Below are 18,467 nucleotides of genomic sequence, written 5' to 3'. Positions count from 1 at the left end.
GCTTGGGGGTAGTGGGTGAGCGAGGCGCGGACGACGGCGGACCTGGTGCCGGCCGAGACTGAGAGGGCGGAACCGGTGATCGGGCAGCCGGCGCCGACCGAGGCGGAGACCAGCCTGGTCGTGGTGACCGGCCTCTCCGGCGGTGGGCGGAGCACGGTGGCCCGGGCGCTGGAGAACGTCGGCTACTACGTGGTCGACAACCTGCCCCAGGCGTTGATGTTGGACATGGCCGAGCTGGCGTTCAAGGCCGGCGGCGCCGCCCGGCGTACCGCGATGGTGCTGGACGTCCGCTCGCGCGCCTTCTCCACCGACCTGGCCGGGGCGATCCGGGAGCTCAAGGACCGCGGCTTCTCCCCGCGGGTGGTCTTCGTCGACGCCGACGACGAGGTGCTGATCCGCCGGTTCGAGAGTGTCCGGCGCTCGCACCCGTTGCAGGGCGAGGGGCGGTTGGCCGACGGCATCGCCGTCGAGCGTGCCCTGCTGGAGGAGGCCCGCGACCAGGCCGACGTGATCATCGACACCAGCCACCTCAACGTCAACCAGCTCCGGCGGCGGGTCGAGGAGCTCTTCGGCGGCGAGGACGCCCGCCGGCTGCGGATCACCGTCCTCTCCTTCGGCTTCAAGTACGGGCTGCCGACCGACGCCGACTTCGTGATGGACGCCCGGTTCCTGCCGAACCCGTACTGGGTGCCGGAGTTGCGGGAGCACACCGGGCGGGAGGAGGCGGTCAGCTCGTACGTGCTGGGCCAGGAGGGGGCGGACGCCTTCGTGGCCGGGTACGCCGACCTGGTCAACGCCACCACCGCCGGGTTCGAGCGGGAGGGCAAGCGCTACCTGACCGTCGCCGTGGGGTGCACCGGCGGCAAGCACCGCAGCGTGGCCATCGCCGAGGAGCTGGCCGCCCGGCTGCGCCAGTCCGGCATCGCCGCCAACGCCCAGCACCGGGACCTGGGGCGGGAATGATCCGCCGGAAGGTGGTCGCCTTCGGCGGCGGGCACGGCCTGTCGGCGTCCCTGCGGGCGCTGCGGCACTGCGTACCGGAGCTGGACCTGGACATCACCGCGGTGGTCACGGTCGGCGACGACGGCGGCTCCAGCGGCCGGCTGCGCGCCGAGCGCGGCGGGCTGCCCCCGGGCGACCTGCGGCAGGCGCTCGTCGCGCTGGCCGGCGACCACCCGGCCACCCGGCGCAGCGCCGGGCTCTTCCAGCACCGCTTCGCCGCCGCGGCCGTCGCGGCGGATGCCGGGGGAGCGGCCGGCACCGACCCGCTGGCCGGGCACGCGGTCGGGAACCTGGTCCTCTGCGGCCTGATGGAGCTGCTCGGCGACCCGGTCGCCGCGCTCGACCACGCCGGAGCCATGCTCGGCGCGGTCGGCCGGGTGCTGCCGATGTCCCGCCAGCCGGTGGGCATCGAGGCCCGGGTGCGCGGCGCCGACGCCGACCACCCCGACGAGGTACGCACCGTGCGCGGCCAGCACCAGGTCGCGGTCACCAGCGGCCGGGTCGAGTCGCTCCGGCTCACCCCGGCGGCGCCGGCCGCCTGCGCGGAGGCGGTGGCCGCGGTCTCCGAGGCCGACTGGCTGATCTTCGGGCCGGGCAGCTGGTACACCAGCGTGCTGCCGCACCTGCTGGTGCCGGGGCTGGCCCACGCGATCGTGTCGAGTCCGGCCCGGCGGCTGGTCACCCTCAACCTGGTGGCCGAGAAGGAGACCCTCGGGCTCTCCCAGGCCGACCATCTGGCCACCCTGCACCGCTATCTGTCCGAGTTGAAGGTGGACGTGGTGCTGGCCGACTCCAAGGCGGTGGGTGATCCTGAAGCGGTCGAACGTGCGGCAGAATCGCTGGGTGCCCGGCTGTTCCTCGCGCCCGTCGCCGTCATCGACGGCACGCCCCGGCATGATCCGGCCGCCCTGGGCGCCGCGCTGGTGCCTGTCCTGGGCGCCGATCGTTAAGCACGTACGTAATCACCGGCGACACGCCGGTACCGGTCCGTGAGGGGGCGCACTATGGCGATGACGGCTGCGGTCAAGGACGAGCTGAGTCGGGTCGACGTGCCCAAGCCCTGCTGCCGGCGGGCGGAGATGGCGGCCCTGCTGCGCTTCGCCGGCGGGCTGCACATCGTGTCGGGTCGCGTGGTGGTGGAGGCCGAGCTGGACACCGGCGCGGTGGCCCGGCGGCTCCGGCGGGAGATCGCCGAGGTCTACGGCTACCCGAGCGAGATCCACGTGCTCGCCTCCGGCGGGCTGCGCAAGGGCAGCCACTTCATCGTCCGGGTGGTGAAGGACGGCGAGGCCCTGGCCCGGCAGACCGGGCTGCTGGACGTGCGCGGCCGGCCGGTGCGCGGTCTGCCGCCGCACGTGGTCGCCGCGAACGTCTGCTGTGCGGTCTCCGCCTGGCGGGGCGCGTTCATGGCGCACGGCTCGCTGACCGAGCCGGGCCGCTCCAGCGCCCTGGAGATCACCTGCCCCGGCCCGGAGTCGGCGCTGGCGCTGGTCGGCGCCGCCCGCCGGATCGGCATCGTGGCGAAGAACCGCGAGGTGCGTCAGGTGGACCGGGTGGTGGTCAAGGACGGCGACGCGATCGCCGCGCTGCTCACCCGGATCGGCGCGCACTCCAGCGTGCTGGCCTGGGAGGAGCGGCGGGTGCGCCGGGAGGTCCGGGCGACCGCGAACCGGCTGGCCAACTTCGACGACGCCAACCTGCGCCGGTCCGCCCGCGCCGCGGTCGCCGCGGCCGCCCGGGTGACCCGCGCGCTGGAGATCCTCGCCGACGACGCGCCCAACCACCTGACCTCGGCCGGTCAGCTGCGGCTGGAGCACCGGCAGGCGTCGCTGGAGGAGTTGGGCGCGCTCGCCGACCCGCCGTTGACCAAGGACGCCATCGCCGGGCGGATCCGCCGGCTGCTGGCGCTGGCCGACAAGCGGGCGCGCGACCTGGGCATCCCGGATACGGAAGCGGCCGTCACGCCCGACATGCTCGTGGTCTGATAGGACGGTGGGGCGGCATGATGCGAGCGGGATCACCACCCGGCGCAGCGCGACGCCGCACGCTCGGATAAGGTCGCTGCGTACGGCAAGGGGGCCGGCACAGGCATCCCTCGCCGTGCTCACCGCCTCGGGCGGTCAGGTCCTTGAGACCGCGGCGGGGTGGCCGAGATGAACCGTCAACGGCCGGCTCCACCGGTCGGCGAACACACCTCCGCCGGCCCGGGTCTGACGCCGGCGGACCAGAACGCGAGGAGATGGGACCTGTGACCATCCGGGTTGGCATCAACGGCTTCGGCCGGATCGGCCGTAACTTCTTCCGGGCAGTGCTGGCGTCCGGCGCTGACATCGAGGTCGTCGCGGTCAACGACCTGACCGACAACGCGACGCTCGCCCACCTTGTCAAGTACGACAGCATCCTGGGTCGCCTCCCGCACGAGGTGAAGGCCACCGCTGACGAGATCACCGTGGGCGGCAAGACCATCAAGGTGTTCGAGGAGAAGGACCCGGCGAAGCTGCCGTGGGGCGACGTCGGCGTGGACGTGGTCATCGAGTCCACCGGCTTCTTCACCGACGCCACCAAGGCGAAGGCGCACGTCGACAGCGGGGCCAAGAAGGTCATCATCTCCGCCCCGGCGAAGAACGAGGACGTCACGGTCGTCATGGGCGTCAACCACGACCAGTACGACCCGGCCAAGCACACGATCATCTCGAACGCCTCCTGCACCACCAACTGCCTCGCGCCGATGGCGAAGGTCCTGCAGGACACGTTCGGCATCCAGCAGGGTCTGATGACCACGATCCACGCGTACACCCAGGACCAGAACCTGCAGGACGCGCCGCACAAGGACCTGCGTCGCGCCCGGGCCGCCGCGCTGAACATCGTGCCGACGTCGACCGGCGCCGCCAAGGCGATCGGACTGGTGCTGCCGGAGCTGAAGGGCAAGCTGGACGGCTACGCGCTGCGGGTGCCGATCCCGACCGGCTCGGCCACCGACCTCACGGTGAACGTCAACCGGGAGACCACGGTGGACGAGGTCAACGCCGCGATGAAGGCCGCCGCGGACGGCCCGCTCAAGGGCTTCCTGGTCTACAACGAGGACCCGATCGTCTCCTCGGACATCGTCACCGACCCGGCGTCCTGCATCTTCGACGCGCCGCTGACCAAGGTCGTCGGCAACCAGGTCAAGGTGGTCGGTTGGTACGACAACGAGTGGGGCTACTCCAACCGCCTCGTGGACCTGGTCAAGCTGGTGGGTTCGTCGCTGTGAGCATCCGGACCCTCGACGACCTGCTCGCCGAGGGGGTGTCGGGTCGGCGCGTGCTGGTGCGCGCCGACCTGAACGTCCCGCTCGACAAGCAGACCGGTGAGATCACCGACGACGGCCGCATCCGGGCCGTCCTGCCGACCCTGAGCGCGCTGGTGCAGGCGGGCGCGAAGGTGGTCGTCTGCTCCCACCTGGGCCGCCCGAAGGGCGCGCCGGACCCGCAGTTCAGCCTCCGCCCGGTCGCCGGGCGGCTCGGCGAGCTGCTGGGCGCGCCGGTGCGCTTCGCCTCCGACACCGTCGGCGACTCCGCCCGGTCCACGGTGGACGGCCTGGCCGACGGTCAGGTCGCGCTGCTGGAGAACCTGCGTTTCAACAAGGGCGAGACCAGCAAGGACGAGACCGAGCGGGGCGCGTTCGCCGACCAGCTCGCCGCCCTCGGCGACGCGTACGTGGACGACGCCTTCGGCGCCGTGCATCGCAAGCACGCCAGCGTCTTCGACGTGCCGGCGCGACTGCCGCACGTGGCCGGCCGGCTGGTGCTGCGCGAGGTCGAGGTGCTCAGCAAGCTGACCGGGGACCCGGAGCGGCCGTACGTGGTGGTGCTCGGCGGCTCCAAGGTCTCCGACAAGCTGGCGGTGATCGAGGCGCTGCTGCCGAAGGTCGACCGGCTGCTCATCGGCGGCGGGATGTGCTTCACCTTCCTCAAGGGCCAGGGCCACGAGGTGGGCAGCTCGCTGCTGGAGGAGGAGATGGTGGAGACCTGCCGCAACCTCCTGGAGCGCTCCGAGGGCAAGATCATGCTGCCGGTCGACGTGGTGGCCGCGACCGCCTTCTCCCCCGACGCCGACCACGACGTCTTCCGTGCCGACGGCATCCCGAGCCACCGGGTCGGGCTGGACATCGGCCCGGAAACGGTCGCCGGCTTCGCCGCCGCCCTGAAGACCTCCGCATGTGGAGATCCGGGGAACGCGCGGACGATCTTCTGGAACGGTCCGATGGGCGTGTTCGAGATGCCGCCCTTCGCCGCGGGCACCCGGGGCGTCGCCGAGGCGATCGCCGACTCCGACGCGTTCAGCGTGGTCGGCGGCGGTGACTCGGCGGCCGCGATCCGGGTCCTCGGCTTGGACGAGAAGGCGTTCTCGCACATCTCCACCGGTGGCGGTGCCTCCCTGGAATATCTGGAGGGCAAGACCCTCCCCGGCATCGCGGCGATGGAGGGCTGATGGCGGGCGTCACCCGCCGGCCGCTGATGGCCGGCAACTGGAAGATGAACCTGAACCACCTCGAGGCCAACCTGCTGATGCAGAAGCTGGCCGCGAGCCTGACCGAGAAGCAGCTCACCGACGTGGAGACGGTGGTCCTGCCGCCCTTCACCGACCTGCGTACCGTGCAGACCGCGGTGGACGGCGACAAGCTGCTGATCGGCTACGGCGCGCAGGACCTGTCGCCGTACCAGTCGGGGGCGTACACCGGGGACATCTCCGGGCCGATGCTGGCCAAGCTGGGCTGCACGTACGTGGTGGTCGGGCACTCCGAGCGGCGGGCCTACCACTACGATGACGACGCGGTCGTCAACGCGAAGGTGGCGGCGGCGCTGGCCAACGGGCTCACCCCGATCCTCTGCATCGGCGAGGGCCTGGAGATCCGGGAGCAGCTCAAGCACGTGCCGCACTGCTGCGACCAGCTCGACGCCGCGCTGAAGGGGCTGACCGCGGAGCAGGTCACCAGGGTCGTCGTCGCGTACGAGCCGGTCTGGGCGATCGGCACGGGCAAGACGGCCACGCCGGAGGACGCCCAGGAGGTCTGCGGCGAGGTCCGCAAGCGCCTGGTGCAGACCTTCGACGAGGGCACCGCGCAGCAGGTCCGTATCCTCTACGGCGGGTCGGTCAAGGCGTCGAACGTCGCCGCGATCATGGCCCAGCCGGACGTGGACGGGGCCCTGGTGGGCGGGGCGAGCCTGGATGCCGAGGAATTCGCGCAGATCTGCCGGTTCCCGGAGCACATCGCCCGCTGACGGCTCGCTATTCTTGACTCCGCCCGTCCGCCGGCCGGTGCCGCGTGCCCGACCTGCCCGGGCAGATGATCGCTACGAGAGGACTGACCCCAGCCATGCCGATCGCGTTCGCGTACACGTTGATCGTGTTGTTGATCATCACGAGCATCCTGCTCACCCTGCTGATCCTGCTGCACCGAGGTAAGGGCGGCGGGTTGTCGAGCATGTTCGGCGGCGGCGTCAGCTCCAGCCTGGCCGGCTCCTCGGTGGCCGAGAAGAACCTCGACCGCTACACCGTTCTGGTGGGGATCGTCTGGTTCGCGTGCATCGTCGGGATCGGCCTCTGGCTTCGGCTGCAGATGAGCAGCGGGTCCTGAGCGAGCTCGTCTGGTCGTACAATCTGCGCGCGGTCCGTCACGACGGGCCGCGCGCAGTTCTTTGTCCGCCGCACCGCGTCGCCGCCGCCCGCCCGAGCGGCGGTCCCCCGAAGACGACAGGAGCGTGCAGCCGTGCCGAGTGGCAACGTCATCCGTGGCGCCCGGGTCGGATCCACCCCCGAGCGGCCGGCCGAGCGGTCCGTGCCGGCCCCGCGCCGGCCGGTCGCCTACTGGTGCCGCAACGACCACCGGGTCGAGATTCTGCTCGCCGCCGAGGCGGAGGCACCGCCGGTCTGGGACTGCCCGCGCTGCGGCCAGCCGGCCGGGCCGGACGCGCAGAACCCGCCCGGCCGGGCCCGCACCGAGCCGTACAAGTCGCACCTGGCGTATGTGAAGGAGCGGCGGACCCCCGAGCAGGGCGAGGCGATCCTCGCCGAGGCCCTGGCCGCGCTGCGCCAACGCCGCGGCGGCGCCTGAGCAGCGGCAGACCCGGTCCCGCCGGGACCGGGGCTCGCGGTCCGTCGGTCAGCGCAGGCTGCGCAGCCGGGGCGGCACATCGGCCGCCGCGGCCCGGTCCAGCAACCAGAGGGTACGACCGACGCCGTGCACGCCGGCCGCGGGCAGCTGCACCGGCCCCGCCCCGGCCAGCGCCATGCCCACCGCCCGGGCCTTGTCGGCCCCGCTGGCGACCAGCCAGACCTCCTCGGCGGTGTTGATCGCCGGCAGGGTGAGGGTGATCCGCACCGGTGGCGGCTTCGGGCTGCCCCGGACCGCGCTGACCGGCCGGTTGTCGTGGTGCACCGGGTGCTCCGGGAAGACCGAGGCGACGTGCCCGTCCTCCCCGACGCCGAGCATCAGCACGTCGAAGTGGGGGAGCGCGGCGTGCCCCGGCCGGGCCGCCCGGGCCAGCTCCTCGGCGTACCGGGCGGCGGCGGCCTCCGGGTCGTTGCCCGCCGGCCCGTCGGAGGGCGGCATCGGGTGGATCCGGGCCGGGTCCAGCGGCACCACGTCCAGCAGCGCCGCCCGGGCCTGGGTCTCGTTGCGATCCGGGTCGCCGGCCGGCAGGAACCGCTCGTCGCCCCACCAGACGTCGACCCGGGACCAGTCGACGGCGTCCCGGGCCGGCAGCGCCGCCACCGCCCGGTACACCGCCGCGGCGATCCGCCCGCCGGTCAGCACCACCGACGCCTGGCCCCGGTCCGCCTGCGCGTCCAGCAGCTTCACCACCAACCGGGCCGCCACCGCCTGCGCCAGCAGGTCGGCGTCGGCGTGTACGGCGACACTCGCCTCACTCATTCGTCGTGCCTCGCGTTCCGACCGCGTACGCGGTCACCTGTGCTCTCCGACCGACCAGCGGTCCCCGTCTGCGACCGCCGGGCGGGCGCCCGTGCCGGCCGCCCGCGACCGTCGCGGCCCGCCCGCTCAGTGGTCCGCGCTCGTGCCGGCGTGCGCGGTGACCCCGGCCTCGGCCCGCTGGGCGGTCGCCGGATCCTTCCACACGTGCACCCGGTGGGCGGGACGCTGGTCCAGGCCGGTGAGGTCGGCCGTGGCGCCGAGCGCCTCGGCGTAGATCTGGTCGGCGTCGAGCCGGCGCAGCTCCTCGGCCAGCTCGTCGCCGAGCGGCCGGCGGACCAGCGGCAGGGTCCGGTCGTCCTGCCCGGAACGCCGGAAGGTGGCGATGCTGTCCTCCCGGGTGAGGGTCAGCTCGTCGCCGTTGGCGCAGCGCAGCTGCACCTCCCGCATCCGGGGATACCCCTCGGTGTGCTCCCACACCGGCTTGATGCCGAGCCGGGCGGCCAGCCAGCCGCGCATCAGCGCCGCCGTCGGGTCCGACCGGGGCGCGACGACCGTCGCCTCGGTGACCCGGGCCTGGGTGGTGTCGAACGCCCCGGCGACCAGGGTGCGCCACGGGGTGATCCGGGTCCAGGCCAGGTCGGTGTCGCCGGGGGCGTAGTCCCGGGCCCGCTGCCGGATGGCCTCGATCGGGTCGGCGGCCTGCGCGGCGTCGGTGATCCGCCGGTCCGCGACCACGCCGAGGAAGTCGGTGGCGATCTCGGCCGGCGGTTCGCCGTGCCACCAGGTGACCACCGGCACGTCGGGCACCAGCAGTGGCATCACCACCGACTCGGCGTGCAGGGCGAGCCGGCCGTACATCCGGGTCACCACCGCCTCGCACGGGCCGAGCCGGCCGCCGACGACGATCTCCGCGTCCAGCCGGTTGCGGTCCCGCTCGACGTCCGAGCGGACCACCACCACGATCCGGCAGGGGTGCGCGGCGGCGGCTATCGTCGCCGCCGCCTCCGCCTCGCGGACCCGCTTCTCGTCCACCACCACGACCAGGGTGAGCGCCATGCCGCTGGCCACCCCGCCGGCGCTGCGCCGCTCGGCGGCGAGCGCCTTGACCACCTCGTTGCCGGTGGTGTCCCACAGCCCGATCAATGGAGCCTCCTGGTTCCCTCGCTGTGCCCGCTCACGCCCGCCGCCAGGCCCGGCCCTCGCGGGCCAGCATCTCGTCGGCCGCCCGCGGGCCCCACTCGCCGGCCCGGTACGGCTCCGGCTTCGTGCCCGCCCAGGCGTGCTCCAGCGGGTCCACCGCCTGCCAGCTCTGCTCGACCTCGGCGGCGTCCGGGAAGAGGGTCCGGTCGCCGATCAGCACGTCCAGCACCAGCCGCTCGTACGCCTCGGGGCTGGACTCGGTGAACGCCTCGCCGTACTGGAAGTCCATCGCGATGTCGCGGACCTCCATGGTGGTGCCGGGCACCTTGGAGCCGAACTTCAACACCACGCCCTCGTCCGGCTGGACCCGGATGACGAGCTGGTTGGGGCCGAGCGACTCCATGTCCGCCGCGTTGAACGGCAGGTGCGGTGCCTTCTTGAACATGATGGCCACCTCGGTGACCCGCCGGGGCAGCCGCTTGCCGGCCCGGATGTAGAAGGGCACCTCCGCCCAGCGGCGGTTCTGGATGCCGAGCCGGACGGCCACGTAGGTCTCCGTGGTGGAGTCCGCCGGCACGCCGTCCTCCTCCAGGTAGCCCACCGCGCGCTCGCCGCCGACCCAGCCGGGCAGGTACTGCCCGCGGACGGTGTCCCGGGCGACGTCCTTCGGCACGGTGATCGCCTTGAGCACCTTGAGCTTCTCGGTCCGGATCTCGTCGGCGTCGAAGCTGGTCGGCTCCTCCATCGCCACCAGGGCGAGGAGCTGGAGCAGGTGGTTCTGGAGCACGTCGCGGGCGGTGCCGACGGTGTCGTAGAAGCCGGCGCGGGTGCCGATGCCGACGTCCTCGGCCATGGTGATCTGCACCGAGTCGACGTACTTGGAGTTCCACAGCGGCTCGAACAGGTTGTTCGCGAACCGCAGGGCGAGGATGTTCTGGACCGTCTCCTTGCCCAGGTAGTGGTCGATCCGGAAGACGTCCTGGCGGGTGAAGACGTCGTCGACCAGGTCGTTGAGTGCCTTCGCCGAGGGCAGGTCGTTGCCGAACGGCTTCTCCACCACCACCCGCCGCCAGCCGCCGGACTTGGCGTTGTCCGCCATGCCGGTGCGGGCCAGCTGCTTGAGCACCACCGGGAAAGCCGCCGGGGGGATGGAGAAGTAGAAGGCGGCGTTGCCCGGGATGCCGTGGGTGTCGCGCAGCTCGTCCAGGCTCGCGGCGAGGTGGTCGAATGCGGCGTCGTCGTCGAACGAGCCACCGACGAACTTGATGTTGCCGGCGAGCCGCGCCCACACCTCCTCCCGCCACGGGGTCCGGGCGTGCTTCTTCGCCGCCTCGTGGGCCAGCGACTCGAAGTCGCCGTCGCCCCAGTCGCGCCGGGCGAAGCCCAGGACCATGAAACCGGGTGGCAGCAGGCCCCGGTTGGCCAGGTCGTAGACCGCCGGCAACAGCTTCTTGCGGGCCAGGTCCCCGGTCACCCCGAAGATCACCAGGGCGCAGGGCTCCGGGATCCGCGGCAGCCGTCGGTCCTGTGCGTCGCGCAGCGGGTTCACGCCGCCTCCTCGCTCCGCCTGGTTCACGTCATTCATCGTCACGTCCGTGTCCGTCCGGCCGCATCCAGCAGCTGGGCGACGCCCGCCGCCCGCTCGGTCAGGTGCAGTCGCAGCACCGGTCGCTCCCGGCCGGCCAGGGCCTGCCGGTCGCCGGCGGCCTGCGCCGCCTGAAGCTCTCCGAAGGTGTACGGGCATCCCGGGACCGGCAGGTCCTCGGTGACCGCGCCGGTCACCTGGAGGAAGCTGCCGACCTGCGGGCCGCCCTTGTGGTACTGCCCGGTCGAGTGCAGGAAGCGCGGTCCCCACCCGAAGGTCACCGGCCGGCCGGCCGCCTCCGCCAGCAGCGGGCGCAGCCCGGCCGCCGCCGCGTCGGCCTGCCGGTCGAGGTACGCCAGCACCGCCAGGTACCCGTCGTCGCCCAGCCCGTCGAGCAGCCACCGCAGCACGCCGGTCAGGTCGCCCGGGGCGGCCGGCGGCGCGTACACCTCGATGGCGCCCTCGACGAACGACGGCGTCTCCGCCGGCGGACCGGAGGCGAGGATCCGGCTGGTGTTCTCCTTGCTCTCGGTGACGTTCGGCTGGTCGAACGGGTCGACCCCGAGCACCACGCCGGCGATCGCGGTGGCGTACTCCCAGGTCAGGAAGTGCGCGCCGAGCGGACCGTTGACCGCCACGTCGGGGCTGCCGCCACCGCCGGGCACGTCGCCGGCGGTCAGCGCCCCGCCGTAGGACACGGTCAGCACGTCGGGGCCGGCCGCGCCGGGCGCCTGCGGGGACTCCACCACCACCGGCAGGATGCCGACCCCGGCCTTGCCCGTCGACTCGGCGAGCAGCTGCTCCGCCCAGTCGCCCAGCCCGTCGATGCCGGTGCCGTCGCCGACCAGGGCGACCTTGTCGCGGCCGGTGGTGGCGGCCGCGGCCAGGGCCGCCCCCAGCGCCAGGCCCGGGTTGTCCCGGTCCCGGCCGAGCGACCCGCTCAGCGCCTCGGCCTCGTCGAGCAGCTCCGTCACCTCGGCCCCGGCCAGCGCGGACGGGACCAGCCCGAACGCGGTGAGCGCCGAGTACCGGCCGCCCACCTCGGGGTCGGCGAAGATGGTGACCACGCCCATCGCGGCGGCGGTCTCCGCCAGCGGCGAGCCAGGGTCGGTGACCACCACGAAGTGCCGGGCGGCCTCCGCCTCGGTCATGCCGGCGTCGAGGAACGCCTGCCAGTAGGCGCGCTGGTGGCTGTCGGTCTCCACCGTCGAGCCCGACTTGCTGGAGATCACCACGACGGTCCGCTCCAGCCGGTCGGCCAGCGCCGCCCGGACCTGGCCCGGGTCGGTGGTGTCCAGCACGGTCAGCGGCCGGCCCAGGGTCCGGGCGATCACCTCGGGGGCGAGCGACGAGCCGCCCATCCCGGCGAGCACCACGTGGTCGAGGTCCTCCAGCTCGGCGGTCAGCTCGGCCAGCTGCGGGAGGAGTTCCCGGCTGCGCCGGTGGGTGTCCAGCCAGCCGAGGCGGGCCCTCGCCGTCGCCTCGGCCTCCGGACCCCACAGCGTCGGGTCCTTCGCGGCCAGCGCGGCGGGCACGCCCCGGGCCACCAGGGCGTCGCGCGCCGACGCGGGCGCGGACCGGTCGACCGCGTCCGCGCCGTACACCGCCAGCCCGGCGGCCGCGTCGGCCGGGCCGGCCAGCAGGTCGCTCACCTTGCCACCCCGTCGGGTACGGCGACGGCGTGGAGCGCCCCGGGTCGGCCCGGGGCGCATCCGGCGCCGTTCGTCACGCGTTGCCCCCGGCCTGCTCGGCGGCCCGGGCGTTGCCCTTGGCGGCCTGGCCCGGCCTGCCGGCGCCCTTCGCCGCCTCGGCCAGCGACTTCTTCACGCCGTCGAGCAGCTCCAGCCAGCTCGCCTCGAACTTCTCCACGCCCTCGCGCTCCAGCGTGGCGATCACGTCGGACATGTCCACGCCGACCGCCTCGAGGTCGGCGAAGACCTTGCGGGCCTCGTCGTACGAGCCGGTGATGGTGTCTACGCGGGTCTCCCCGTGGTCGGCGAACGCGTGGATGACCGACTCCGGCATGGTGTTGACCGTGCCGGGGGCGATCAGCTCCTCGACGTAGACGACGTCCCGGTAGTCCGGGTTCTTTGTGGAGGTGGAGGCCCACAGCGGGCGCTGCGGGTGGGCGCCGGCGTCGGCCAGGGCCTGCCACCGGTCGGAGCCGAAGACCTCGCAGTAGCGCTCGTACGCCAGCTTGGCGTTGGCGATCGCGGCCTTGCCGCGCAGCGCCTTGGCCTGGTCCGAGCCGATCTTTTCCAGCCGCTTGTCCACCTCGGTGTCGACCCGCGAGACGAAGAACGAGGCGACCGAGCCGATCTTGGACAGGTCGTGACCGTTCGCCTTCGCCTGCTCCAGGCCGGCGAGGAACGCCTCCATCACCTCGGAGTAGCGGTCCAGCCCGAAGATCAGCGTCACGTTGACGCTGATCCCCTGGGCGAGGGTCGCGGTGATCGCCGGCAGGCCCGCCTTGGTGGCCGGGATCTTGATGAAGAGGTTGGGCCGGTCGATCAGCCACCACAGCGCCCCGGCCTCGGCGACGGTCTTCTCCGTCTCGTGGGCCAGCCGCGGGTCCACCTCGATGGAGACCCGGCCGTCCACCCCGGCGCTCGCGTCGTGCGCCGGCCGCATCACGTCGCAGGCCCACCGCACGTCGTACGTGGTGATCATGCGGACGGACTCCTCGACGTCCACCCCACGGATGGCGAGGTCCTTCAGCTGCCAGTTGTACTCGTCCGCGTCGCTCAGCGCCTTCGCGAAGATGGTCGGGTTGGACGTGACCCCGACCAGGTGCTTCTCCCGGCGGAGCTGGTCCAGCCCGCCGGAGCTGAGTCGGGTCCTCGAAAGATCGTCGAGCCAGATCGCCACACCCGCGGCGCTGAGCTCACCCAGCCTGTCCGTCATGTCGTCCACGCTCCCTCAGTTGCCGGTCGTGTAACCGGTGATCTCGCCCACCCGGGTCAGCGCCGCGTGCGCGGCTGCCACGATCCGGTCGGGGGTGAACCCGAACTGCTCGAAGAGCACGGTGTGCGGCGCGCTCGCCCCGTAGTGCTCCAGGCTCACGCTCTCGCCGCTGTCGCCGACGATTCCGCGCCACGACATGGCGATGCCCGCCTCCACGCTCACCCGTGCCTTTACCCCGCGTGGCAGGACCGACTCCCGGTAGGCCTCGTCCTGCTCGAAGAACCACTCCTGGCAGGGCATGGAGACCACCCGGGTGGGGGTGCCGTCGGCCTCCAGCCGCTCCCGGGCGGTGAGGCAGAGCTGCACCTCGGAACCGGTGCCGACGATGATCACCTGCGGCATGCCGGTGGACGCCTCGGCCAGCACGTAACCGCCCTTGGCGGCGCCCTCGGCGCCGCCCAGCCGCTCCCGGTCCAGGGTCGGCAGCGGCTGCCGGCTGAGCGCCAGCGCGGTGGGCCGGTCGGTGTGCTCGAGGGCCTGCCGCCACGCCCACGCGGTCTCGTTGGCGTCGGCCGGGCGGACCACGTCCAGGCCGGGGATGGCCCGCAGCGCGGTCAGCTGCTCCACCGGCTGGTGGGTGGGGCCGTCCTCGCCGAGGCCGATCGAGTCGTGCGTCCAGACGTAGGTCACCGGCAACTTCATCAGCGCGGCGAGCCGGACGGACGGGCGCATGTAGTCGCTGAACACCAGGAACGTGCCGCCGTACGGGCGGGTGCCGCCGTGCAGGGCGATGCCGTTGAGGATCGCGCCCATGGCGTGCTCACGGATGCCGAAGTGCAGGGTGCGGCCGTACTCGTCGCCCGGGAAGTCCTTGGTCGCGTGCACCGCCGGGATGAAGGACGGCTCGCCCTTCATCGTGGTGTTGTTGCTCTCCGCCAGGTCGGCCGAGCCGCCCCAGAGCTCCGGCAGCACCGGCGCGAGCGCCTCCAGCACCTTGCCGGAGGCGGCCCGGGTGGCGACGCCCTTGGCGTCGGCGGGGAAGGTCGGCAGCGCGTCCGTCCAGCCCTGCGGCAGCACCCGGCCGGCCATCCGGTCGTAGAGCGCCTTGCGCTCCGGGTTGGCCGCGGCCCACGCGTCGAAGGCCGTGGTCCACGCCTGCTGGGCTTCCGCGCCGCGCTCCAGCACCCCGCGGGAGTGCTGGAGAACGTCCTCGTGGACCTCGAAGGTCTTCTGCGGGTCGAAGCCGAGGATCTCCTTGGTGGCCTTCACCTCGTCGGCGCCGAGCGCCGAGCCGTGGATCTTGCCGGTGTTCTTCTTGTTCGGCGCGGGCCAGCCGATGATGGTGCGCAGCGCGATGAAGGAGGGGCGGCCGGTCTCGGCCTTCGCCGCCAGCAGCGCCCGGTACAGCGCCTCGACGTCCTCGTGGTAGTCGCCCTGGTCGGCGTCGCCGCGGCGCCAGTCGACGGTCTGCACGTGCCAGCCGTACGCCTCGTACCGGGCCGCGACGTCCTCGCTCTTGGCGATCCGGGTGTCGTCCTCGATGGAGATCTCGTTGTCGTCGTAGATCACCGTGAGGTTGCCGAGCTGCTGGTGGCCGGCGAGCGAGCTGACCTCGTGGGAGATGCCCTCCTCGATGTCGCCGTCCGACGCGATGCACCAGATGTCGTGGTCGAAGACCGACTCGCCGCGCTCCGACTCCGGGTCGAAGAGGCCGCGCTCCCGACGGGCCGCCATCGCCATGCCGACCGCGTTGCCCAGGCCCTGACCGAGCGGACCGGTGGTGGTCTCCACGCCCGGGGTGTGCCCGTGCTCCGGGTGGCCCGGGGTGAGCGAGCCCCACTGCCGCAGGGCCTTGAGGTCGTCCAGGGCGAGCGGGTAGCCGGTGAGGAAGAGCTGGATGTAGAGGGTCAGGCTGGAGTGCCCGGCGGAGAGCACGAAGCGGTCGCGGCCGGCCCAGTTCGGGTCGGCCGGGTTGTGCCGGATGACCCGGTTGAAGAGCAGGTACGCCGCCGGGGCGAGGCTCATCGCCGTGCCCGGGTGGCCGTTGCCGGATTTCTCCACGGCGTCCATGGCCAGCACGCGGACCGTGTCGACGGCCCTGCGGTCGAGGTCGGACCAGTTGAGAGCGGGAAGCTCGGGTCGGTTGGCAGCCACGATGGTTGTGCTCCTCGGCAGATGGGCGGAACCCTCACTGATGACCCTATCGAGCGGTTCTAAACATGCGCCCGGGGATCTCTGCATGCTGGTCTGTACGTCTCCGACCGGATCGGTCGTTCAACGTCGACTGTGACGACCCGCACCGTTGTCGGGTCCGCCGGGCAGCCAAAACGACGACGCGTAGTGTGTGGGCGGTGTGTGGACCCCGGACGGGGTCCGGGCCGACCCGACCTCCCCCTGCCGACGACGGAAGGTGGCAATCCGTGAGCATGATCACCGAGCGCCCCGTCAGCAACTCTGCCGGGCAGCCGCCGGTGCGCACGGTGGGGGAGGCGTCGGCGACCGGCCGGCGGGACGTCCGGGCGGTGGTGTCGGCGTACGTGGCGCTGACCAAGCCGCGGATCGTCGAGCTGCTGCTGGTCACCACCGTGCCGGCGATGATGCTCGCCGACGGGGGCATGCCGTCGCTCTGGCTGGTCGCCGTGGTGCTGGTCGGCGGCTCGCTCGCCGCCGGCGCGGCCAGCGTCCTCAACTGCTACATCGACCGGGACATCGACCAGCTGATGCGGCGCACCAAGCGCCGTCCGCTGCCGGCGCACACCGTGACGCCCCGCAACGCGCTCGTCTTCGGGCTGGTGCTGGCGGTGATCTCGGTCGCCCTGATGGCCGCCGCCACCAACTGGCTGGCGGCCGGGCTGACCCTGGCGGCGATCGCCTACTACGACCTCGTCTACACGCTCTGGCTGAAGCGGACCACCGCCGCCAACACCTTCTGGGGCGGGGCGTGCGGGGCGGCGCCGGTGCTGATCGGCTGGGCCGCGGTCACCGGCTCGCTGGCCCCCGCCGCGTGGGGCCTGTTCGCGGTGGTCTTCTTCTGGCAGATGCCGCACTTCTACGCGCTGGCCATCAAGTACAAGGCCGACTACGCCCGGGCCGGCATTCCGATGCTGCCGGTGGTGGCCTCGGTGCGCCGGGTCAACGCCGAGATCATCATCTTCTCCTGGCTGACCCTGCTCTCCTCGCTGGCCGTCTGGCCGCTGGGGATGAGCCCGATCTACGGGGTCACCGCGCTGGTGGTGGGCGGCATCTTCGTGGTCGAGGCGCACAAGCTCTGCCGGCGGGCGGCGCGCGGCGAGGCGGTCAAGCCGATGCGGCTGTTCCACTGGTCGACCACGTACCTCACGATCCTCTTCGCGGCCGTCGCGCTCGACGCGCTGATCTGACCTGTCTGACCCACTTCGGGCAGTCACCGGGGTGGATGAATTTACCCGGGTCGCAGATTTCTCAGAATTTTTTCGCCCTGAGTGCGGGGGGCTCAAGTCGGACAGACTGTGACTATCCGCCCCGCCCGTTTCGCCCAGACTTACCGGACATGTCCGGGCGAATCACCTGTGGTCTTCCTTAAACCCGTAGGTAATTGGCATCACAAATTGTTCATGCTTCTCGCACATGTGGGTGGAAGTCTGCTTAGGCTTCGCGTCATGGCAGATGGTTCCGATACGACGCTGACGGCTCAGCAGGCCGCCCCCGAACAGGCCCCCAACGGTCTGGTTTCGGGCATCAAGTCGTTCGCCGCCGGGCACGGCGGCGCGAAGGCGGTCATCGAGTACGTCGGCAAGCGTGGTGCACGGATCGTCCTCGTGGGTGAGGACGGGGCGTGGGCCGACCAGTTCGCGGACGGCACGGACGTCGCGCGGCAGGCCTGCGCCAAGGCGGGAGTCACCGTCGAGAACGCCTGGGAGCGTGAACTGATGGACCAGATGCGTCCGAGCAACGACCTCTGGCGGTCGATGGCACGGCGCACGATGGCCCGTTGACAGATAAATTGATCGATCACCAGCAGTCGGCCCGGGGGGAACCCCGGGTCGCTCTCGTCACCTGCACCGAGCTGTCGGACCTCGACCCGGACGACCGGCTCGTGCTCGCGCCGCTGGCCGCCCGGGGGATCGCCGCCGAGGCGGTGGTCTGGGACGACCCGGCCGTCGACTGGCCCGCGTACGACCTGGCCGTGCTCCGCTCGCCCTGGGACTACGCGCTGCGCCGCGACGAGTTCGTCGGCTGGGCCCGGACCGTGCCGGCCCTGGCCAACCCGGCCGAGGTGGTCCGCTGGAACACCGACAAGCGCTACCTGGCCGAGCTCTCCGCCGCCGACGTGCCCACCGTGCCCACGGCGTGGGTGGCGCCCGGGGAGAGCTGGGTGGCCGCGCGGTCCGGCGAGTACGTCGTCAAGCCCGCGGTGAGCGCCGGCAGCCAGGACACCGGCCGGTACGACCTGGCCGACCCGGAGCACCGTGAGCTGGCCGTCGCGCACGTCCGGCGGCTCTCCGACGCGGGGCGGCTGACCATGGTGCAGCCCTACCTGCACGCGGTCGACACGGCCGGCGAGACGGCGCTGCTCTTCCTGGCCGGTCCGGACGGGCTCCGGTTCAGCCACGCGATCCGCAAGGGCCCGATGCTGACCGGCCCGGACCTGGGTGTCGAGGGGCTCTACAAGGTCGAGGAGATCAGCGTCCGGACGGCCGCCCCCGCGCAGTTGGCGGTCGCGGAGCAGGCGCTCGCCGCGGTGCCCGGCGGCACCGGGCAGCTGCTCTACGCGCGGGTGGACCTCATCCCGGGCCCGGACGGGTCGCCCGTCCTGGTCGAGCTGGAGCTCACCGAGCCCTCGCTCTTCATCGGCTACGCCGACGGCGCCCCCGACCGCCTGGCCGACGCGATCGCCACCCATCTGGCCCGCCCGGCCTGACCATCTCCGGGTGCGTTCGT

The 18,467-nt window shown here is 72.6% G+C and carries 17 protein-coding genes; 11 read left to right on the top strand and 6 right to left on the bottom strand.

Features of this window, described 5'->3' with window-relative positions; translation table 11 throughout:
• Positions 1–75 precede the first annotated feature (75 nt).
• The 8 genes from rapZ (at position 76) to ACTWO6_RS23345 (ending at position 7,099) form a co-directional block, all read left to right on the top strand.
• Positions 76–963: an RNase adapter RapZ gene (gene rapZ, locus ACTWO6_RS23380; RefSeq protein WP_446220743.1), complete on the top strand. Its 888-nt coding sequence runs from the start codon at positions 76–78 to the stop codon at positions 961–963.
• Entirely contained in the window at positions 960–1,952 is a 993-nt protein-coding gene (locus ACTWO6_RS23375; protein ID WP_446215934.1) for a gluconeogenesis factor YvcK family protein, read from the top strand. Before rapZ ends, ACTWO6_RS23375 begins: the two co-directional genes overlap by 4 nt.
• A 54-nt stretch (positions 1,953–2,006) precedes the next feature.
• Positions 2,007–2,987, top strand: coding sequence for a DNA-binding protein WhiA (gene whiA, locus ACTWO6_RS23370; protein WP_446215933.1), 981 nt, complete (start codon positions 2,007–2,009; stop codon positions 2,985–2,987).
• 263 nt (positions 2,988–3,250) lie between these two features.
• Complete coding sequence (gap, locus tag ACTWO6_RS23365; RefSeq protein WP_446215932.1) at positions 3,251–4,255, top strand: type I glyceraldehyde-3-phosphate dehydrogenase; 1,005 nt, start codon at positions 3,251–3,253, stop codon at positions 4,253–4,255.
• Positions 4,252–5,475: a phosphoglycerate kinase gene (locus tag ACTWO6_RS23360; protein ID WP_446215931.1), complete on the top strand. Its 1,224-nt coding sequence runs from the start codon at positions 4,252–4,254 to the stop codon at positions 5,473–5,475. Before gap ends, ACTWO6_RS23360 begins: the two co-directional genes overlap by 4 nt.
• Positions 5,475–6,266 (top strand): triose-phosphate isomerase, encoded by a 792-nt coding sequence (gene tpiA / locus ACTWO6_RS23355; protein ID WP_446215930.1) that lies wholly within the window; start codon positions 5,475–5,477, stop codon positions 6,264–6,266. Before ACTWO6_RS23360 ends, tpiA begins: the two co-directional genes overlap by 1 nt.
• Before the next feature lie 95 nt (positions 6,267–6,361).
• The gene (gene secG, locus ACTWO6_RS23350) at positions 6,362–6,622 is read left to right on the top strand and encodes a preprotein translocase subunit SecG (protein ID WP_109805976.1); all 261 of its coding nucleotides are present in this window, start codon (positions 6,362–6,364) and stop codon (positions 6,620–6,622) included.
• Positions 6,623–6,754: 132 nt separating this feature from the next.
• Positions 6,755–7,099, top strand: a complete 345-nt coding sequence (locus tag ACTWO6_RS23345; protein ID WP_446215929.1) for an RNA polymerase-binding protein RbpA — start codon at positions 6,755–6,757, stop codon at positions 7,097–7,099.
• Between the two features lie 48 nt (positions 7,100–7,147).
• On the opposite strand, the gene pgl is transcribed toward ACTWO6_RS23345, so the two are convergent.
• From pgl to tkt, 6 genes are all read right to left on the bottom strand, one after another.
• Positions 7,148–7,918, bottom strand: a complete 771-nt coding sequence (pgl, locus tag ACTWO6_RS23340) for a 6-phosphogluconolactonase (protein WP_446215928.1) — start codon at positions 7,916–7,918, stop codon at positions 7,148–7,150.
• Between the two features lie 126 nt (positions 7,919–8,044).
• On the bottom strand, positions 8,045–9,061 hold the full coding sequence (locus ACTWO6_RS23335) for a glucose-6-phosphate dehydrogenase assembly protein OpcA (protein ID WP_446215927.1): 1,017 nt from the start codon (positions 9,059–9,061) through the stop codon (positions 8,045–8,047).
• Positions 9,062–9,092: 31 nt separating this feature from the next.
• The gene (zwf, locus tag ACTWO6_RS23330) at positions 9,093–10,643 is read right to left on the bottom strand and encodes a glucose-6-phosphate dehydrogenase (protein ID WP_446215926.1); all 1,551 of its coding nucleotides are present in this window, start codon (positions 10,641–10,643) and stop codon (positions 9,093–9,095) included.
• Between the two features lie 2 nt (positions 10,644–10,645).
• A complete protein-coding gene (locus ACTWO6_RS23325) occupies positions 10,646–12,295 on the bottom strand; it encodes a glucose-6-phosphate isomerase (RefSeq protein ID WP_446215925.1) in 1,650 nt (549 codons plus the stop codon).
• Positions 12,296–12,368: 73 nt separating this feature from the next.
• Positions 12,369–13,547: a transaldolase gene (gene tal, locus ACTWO6_RS23320; protein ID WP_446215924.1), complete on the bottom strand. Its 1,179-nt coding sequence runs from the start codon at positions 13,545–13,547 to the stop codon at positions 12,369–12,371.
• A 15-nt stretch (positions 13,548–13,562) separates the two neighbouring features.
• Positions 13,563–15,701 carry a transketolase gene (gene tkt / locus ACTWO6_RS23315; RefSeq protein WP_446215923.1) on the bottom strand — a complete coding sequence of 713 codons (2,139 nt, stop codon included), beginning with the start codon at positions 15,699–15,701 and terminating at the stop codon, positions 13,563–13,565.
• Between the two features lie 266 nt (positions 15,702–15,967).
• Here tkt and ACTWO6_RS23310 point away from each other — a divergent pair, with 266 nt between their 5' ends.
• The 3 genes from ACTWO6_RS23310 to ACTWO6_RS23300 all read left to right on the top strand — a co-directional run bounded on the left by ACTWO6_RS23310 (position 15,968) and on the right by ACTWO6_RS23300 (position 18,447).
• The gene (locus ACTWO6_RS23310) at positions 15,968–16,927 is read left to right on the top strand and encodes a heme o synthase (protein ID WP_446215922.1); all 960 of its coding nucleotides are present in this window, start codon (positions 15,968–15,970) and stop codon (positions 16,925–16,927) included.
• Positions 16,928–17,185: 258 nt separating this feature from the next.
• Positions 17,186–17,521, top strand: coding sequence for a hypothetical protein (locus ACTWO6_RS23305; protein WP_089013506.1), 336 nt, complete (start codon positions 17,186–17,188; stop codon positions 17,519–17,521).
• A gap of 8 nt (positions 17,522–17,529) precedes the next feature.
• Complete coding sequence (locus tag ACTWO6_RS23300) at positions 17,530–18,447, top strand: ATP-grasp domain-containing protein (RefSeq protein WP_446220742.1); 918 nt, start codon at positions 17,530–17,532, stop codon at positions 18,445–18,447.
• Positions 18,448–18,467 lie beyond the last annotated feature (20 nt).

The sequence above is a fragment of the Micromonospora sp. IBHARD004 genome (genome assembly GCF_052814115.1).
The sequence above is the reverse complement of the archived record's forward strand: the minus strand, read 5'-3'. Positions and strand labels throughout refer to the sequence as shown.

Coding starts and splice junctions, on each gene's coding strand:
- ACTWO6_RS23375 (WP_446215934.1), top strand. CDS start 960: ATGATCCGCCGGAAGGTGGTCGCCTTCGGCGGCGGGCACGGCCTGTCG.
- whiA (WP_446215933.1), top strand. CDS start 2,007: ATGGCGATGACGGCTGCGGTCAAGGACGAGCTGAGTCGGGTCGACGTG.
- tpiA (WP_446215930.1), top strand. CDS start 5,475: ATGGCGGGCGTCACCCGCCGGCCGCTGATGGCCGGCAACTGGAAGATG.
- secG (WP_109805976.1), top strand. CDS start 6,362: ATGCCGATCGCGTTCGCGTACACGTTGATCGTGTTGTTGATCATCACG.
- pgl (WP_446215928.1), bottom strand. CDS start 7,918: ATGAGTGAGGCGAGTGTCGCCGTACACGCCGACGCCGACCTGCTGGCG.
- zwf (WP_446215926.1), bottom strand. CDS start 10,643: ATGAATGACGTGAACCAGGCGGAGCGAGGAGGCGGCGTGAACCCGCTG.
- tal (WP_446215924.1), bottom strand. CDS start 13,547: ATGACGGACAGGCTGGGTGAGCTCAGCGCCGCGGGTGTGGCGATCTGG.
- ACTWO6_RS23305 (WP_089013506.1), top strand. CDS start 17,186: ATGGCAGATGGTTCCGATACGACGCTGACGGCTCAGCAGGCCGCCCCC.